Origin of the sequence: Mesorhizobium sp. M7A.F.Ca.CA.001.08.2.1, assembly GCF_003998455.1 — a bacterium.
In the GTDB taxonomy this organism is placed as follows: Bacteria; Pseudomonadota; Alphaproteobacteria; order Rhizobiales; family Rhizobiaceae; genus Mesorhizobium; species Mesorhizobium ciceri.
In genome coordinates this window covers 1-4,152 of sequence record NZ_RZPW01000577.1, presented here as the reverse complement: position 1 = coordinate 4,152, position 4,152 = coordinate 1, and the positions used below count along the sequence as shown (strand labels likewise).

The window sequence follows — 4,152 nt, the reverse complement described above, 5'->3', positions numbered from 1 at the left end:
GTCTTGGACCGAATTCGCCGACGAGACGCTTTCCGCGACACGCTCGATTGAAGCCCGTCCGCAGGACTGGGGCGACGTGATCGTGGCGCGCCGCGATATCCCGACCAGCTACCACCTCGCCGTCGTCATGGACGATGCCCTGCAAGGTGTCAGCCACGTCGTGCGCGGACAAGATCTGTTTTCCGCCACCGGCGTGCAGCGCCTGCTGCAGCAACTCCTGGGACTGCCGCAACCGGCCTATTTCCATCATCGCCTCCTCCTCGGGCCCGACGGACGAAAACTGTCGAAGAGCCTGGGCGATACCGGCCTTGCCGCCTTGCGCCATGCCGGCGCATCGCCTGACGACATCAGGCGAATGGTCGGGCTTTGAGCCCGGTGAGACCAGGGAGCCACCCCCCAGATGGGTCGGCCGTTGAATTCCGGTGATCTATGGATCAACCGTTTCGCTTTGCGCGCCGGGGTGAACGGGATTAGAGCATCGCCACGGCAATTCTCTCCAGTGCGGCGGACTCCGGAACATGCACAGCATCAAGCGGTTCATTCCCGCCACCTTCGTCGTTCTGTGGGCGACCGGCTTCATTGGCGCACGCTACGCCATGCCATGGGCGGAGCCGTTCACCTTCCTCGCCGCGCGGTTCGTCATCGCCGCCATCCTGCTGGCCGTCCTGATGCTTGTATTGGGTTCGAAAAAAGCCACCCGCGAGGAGGCGCTGCATGCCACCGGCGCGGGCATCCTGATGCATGGCGTCTATCTCGGCGCTGTGTTCTGGGCCATCCACAGGGGCATGCCGGCCGGCTTTTCGGCCCTCATCGTCGGCCTGCAGCCGCTGATCACGGCGGTGCTTGCCGGCAAGTTTCTCGGCGAGGCGATCCTGCCGCGCCATTGGCTTGGCCTTGGCATCGGCCTTATCGGCATCGTCATCGTGCTGTGGCCGAAGCTCGGCGCGCTCGGCGGCGGCGTGACCGCGGCGACATTGACAGCCTCGCTGGTTTCGGTGCTCGGCATGAGCGCCGGCACCATCTGGCAGAAGCGCTTTGCCTCCGGCGGCGACCTCGTCGCGGCGACCATGTGGCAATATGTCGGCGGTGGCTCGCTGATGCTCGTCGCCTCCCTCGCCTTCGAAACCCACACCGTCGTCATCAATGGCGAACTGATCTTCGCCATGGCCTGGCTGGTGCTGGTGCTGTCGCTCGGCGCCATCTTCCTCCTGATGGTGATGATCCGCGACGGCGAGATGTCGAAGGTGGCCTCGCTGTTCTACCTGGTGCCGGCGGTGACGGCGATCATCGCCTGGGCCCTGTTCGGCGAGCAACTCAACGCACTTCAGATTTCCGGCATGGCGATCACGACATTCGGCGTCGGCCTGGCAACGGCGCGGCAGGCCAAGGGAAGAACTGTGGAATTGAGGAATTGAGGAATTGAGGAATTGAGGAATTGAGGAAGAAGCACAGACAGCGCCGGATATGGCCCGCTTTTTCTCCAATTCTTCAGTTCTTCAATTCCTCAATTCGACCTGTCATCCGACCCGCGCGCGCGCCTCCAGGTAGCGGCTGATCGCGGCATTGAGCTCGCCGCCGAGGATGAAGATCGCCGAGACCATGTAGAGGAAGACCACGGCGATCATGATCGAGGCCAGGCCGGCATAGGTCGTCACATAGGACGAGAAGTGGTCGAGATAGGTGGCGAAGATGGTCGAACCGATAAGCCATGCCGCCAGCGTGAAGACGATGCCCGGCACCAGCGACACGAAGCGGCGCTTGCCCGCCGGCAGCCAGAAATGGACGGCAAACAATCCGCCGACAATGACCGCCGAAGCGATGACGTAACGCCATAGCGTAATGGTGCCCATATAGGGCTTGATCCAGTCGATATGGGCTTCCGCGAGCCGCGCCAGCAGCGGCGCGAACACCAGGAGCACGCTGATCGCCAGGAAACCGGCCGTGGCGATGAGCACGAAGATGATGCTCTGCACCCGGCGGTAGATGATGCCGCGCGTTTCCGAGACGCGGTAGGCGCGGTTGAGCGACGTGCGCAGCGCCTCGATGCCGTTCGAGGCAAAATAGGCCGCAAGCACCACACCATAGGTCAAAAGGTCGGTGCGCCTGACGGTCAGCACATTGAGCACTTCGCGCGCGATCGGCTTGGCGATCTGTTCGGGCCAGGTGTCGAAGACCAGATGCACGGCCGTGTCGGAGAACGCCTGCGCGCCGAGGAAGCTCGCCAGCGTCGTCGCGAAGATCAGGAACGGGAACAGCGCCATCAGCGAGGTGATCGCCAGATGGCTGGCCATCGCCCAGCCGTCATCGGTGTTGAAATGGCCAAGTGCGTCGTAGAGGACCCGCTTGAGGGCTACGATCTTCCGCAACAAGAACCGCGCCCTCCAATTGTCTCCACGCCGGGAATATGGGAAGGGATTGCGGCAAATGGCAACCCTTGGCGAAACCACGAACAGTCCGGCGCAGAAGTTGCGCTCGATTATCATCACCGGTGCGTCTTCGGGAATAGGCGCGTACTGCGCCCGCGCGTTGAAGGCGGAAGGCTGGCGGGTGTTCGCAACGGCGCGCAAGCCACAGGACATCGCCGCGCTCGAAGCCGATGGCATCGAGGCCTTCTATCTCGATTATTGCGAGCCGGACTCCATCGCCGCGCTGGTGACGGCGGTGCTCGACCGCACCGGCGGCCGGCTCGACGCCCTGTTCAACAACGGCGCGTATGCGCAGCCGGGCGCCGTCGAGGATCTGCCCGTTGCCGCGCTCAAGCAGCAGTTCGAGGCGAATTTCTTCGGCTGGCATGATTTGACCCGCCGGCTGGTGCCGGTGATGCGCCGCCAGGGTCACGGCCGCATCGTCCACTGCTCCTCGATCCTTGGCCTCGTGCCGGTGCGCTTTCGTGGCGCCTATTCGGCGTCGAAGCACGCACTGGAGGCCTTGATGCTCTGCCAGCGCCAGGAACTGGCGGCCAGCGGCGTCCACGTTTCGCTGATCGAGCCGGGGCCGGTGAAGTCGAAGATCGCCAGCAATGGCCTCATTTGGTTTCTCAGCAACATCGACCACGAGAATTCCGTGCACCGCGTGGACTATGCGGCGCAACTCGAGCGACTGCGGGCCGGCGGCAGCCGATCGGCCTTGAAGCCAGGGCCGGAAGTGGTTCATGCGGCGCTGCGCCATGCACTTCTGTCGCGGCGCCCACGCCCGCACTATGTGGTAACAGTGCCCGCCAGGATCGGCGCGGTGCTCAGACGCATCCTGCCGGCATCGATGCTTTACCGCCTGATGGCCAAACGCGCCTGAACGCCAACCAACTGGAACGAAGCAATGGCAACCGTCTTCAACATTCTCGCCATTCTGGTCATGGTCGCCGTTGCGGTCGTGCTTGTTCGCGGCCTCATCAACATGATGCGCGGCGGCTCCGGCGTCACCTCGAACAAGCTGATGCAGGCACGAGTCATGCTGCAGGCCGTGGCGCTGGTGCTGATCCTGCTGGCGGTGTATTTCACCCGCAAGTGAGGATGCCGGCGGCCGGGGAGGCGAAATGGTCAAGCTCAACAAGATCTACACCCGCACCGGCGATGATGGCACCACGGGTCTCGGCACCGGCGAGAGGCGGCTGAAATCCGATCTGCGGGTAGAGGCCTACGGCACGGTCGACGAGGCCAATGCCTGCATCGGCATCGCCAGGGTCCACACGGCCGCGGCCCATCCCGCGATCGACGCCATGCTGTCCCGCATCCAGAACGATCTGTTCGATCTCGGCGCCGATCTCGCCGTACCCGACGACGGCAAGCCGCTCGGCTATGAGCCGCTTCGCATCGTCGCCGTGCAGACCGACCGGGTCGAAAAGGACATCGACCTTCTCAACAAGGAGCTTCAGCCGCTCAAATCCTTCGTGCTCAATGGCGGCACAGCGGCGGCGGCGGCACTTCACCTTGCCCGCACCGTGGCAAGGCGAGCCGAAAGGCTGATGGTCGCACTGGCCCAGGACCCGAACGAGCACGTCAACCGCGACGGTCTGAAATACATCAACCGCGTCTCGGATTTCCTGTTTGTCGCCGCCCGGGCGGTCAATGACAACGGAAACGCCGACGTGCTATGGGTTCCCGGCAAGAACCGCTGATTGTCGAAAGCGGAAGAGGGCCTGGGGCATGTTCATCC

The 4,152-nt window shown here is 63.6% G+C and carries 6 protein-coding genes; 5 read left to right on the top strand and 1 reads right to left on the bottom strand.

Features of this window, described 5'->3' with window-relative positions:
- Together EN914_RS26670 and EN914_RS26665 are read left to right on the top strand one after the other, a co-directional pair.
- Positions 1-370: glutamate--tRNA ligase family protein (locus tag EN914_RS26670; protein WP_245497848.1), on the top strand; the 370-nt coding region annotated here is incomplete at its 5' end.
- Positions 371-518: 148 nt separating this feature from the next.
- On the top strand, positions 519-1,415 hold the full coding sequence (locus EN914_RS26665) for a DMT family transporter (protein WP_032899299.1): 897 nt from the start codon (positions 519-521) through the stop codon (positions 1,413-1,415).
- Between the two features lie 102 nt (positions 1,416-1,517).
- On the opposite strand, the gene EN914_RS26660 is transcribed toward EN914_RS26665, so the two are convergent.
- Positions 1,518-2,369: a YihY/virulence factor BrkB family protein gene (locus EN914_RS26660; RefSeq protein ID WP_013529430.1), complete on the bottom strand. Its 852-nt coding sequence runs from the start codon at positions 2,367-2,369 to the stop codon at positions 1,518-1,520.
- Between the two features lie 55 nt (positions 2,370-2,424).
- Here EN914_RS26660 and EN914_RS26655 point away from each other — a divergent pair, with 55 nt between their 5' ends.
- The 3 genes from EN914_RS26655 to EN914_RS26645 are packed head-to-tail and all read left to right on the top strand — an operon-like array spanning position 2,425 to position 4,114.
- The gene (locus tag EN914_RS26655) at positions 2,425-3,291 is read left to right on the top strand and encodes an SDR family oxidoreductase (RefSeq protein ID WP_081714319.1); all 867 of its coding nucleotides are present in this window, start codon (positions 2,425-2,427) and stop codon (positions 3,289-3,291) included.
- A gap of 24 nt (positions 3,292-3,315) precedes the next feature.
- Positions 3,316-3,507, top strand: a complete 192-nt coding sequence (locus EN914_RS26650; protein ID WP_013529428.1) for a twin transmembrane helix small protein — start codon at positions 3,316-3,318, stop codon at positions 3,505-3,507.
- Positions 3,508-3,532: 25 nt separating this feature from the next.
- Positions 3,533-4,114 (top strand): cob(I)yrinic acid a,c-diamide adenosyltransferase, encoded by a 582-nt coding sequence (locus tag EN914_RS26645; protein WP_013529427.1) that lies wholly within the window; start codon positions 3,533-3,535, stop codon positions 4,112-4,114.
- The last annotated feature ends 38 nt before the right edge of the window (positions 4,115-4,152 follow it).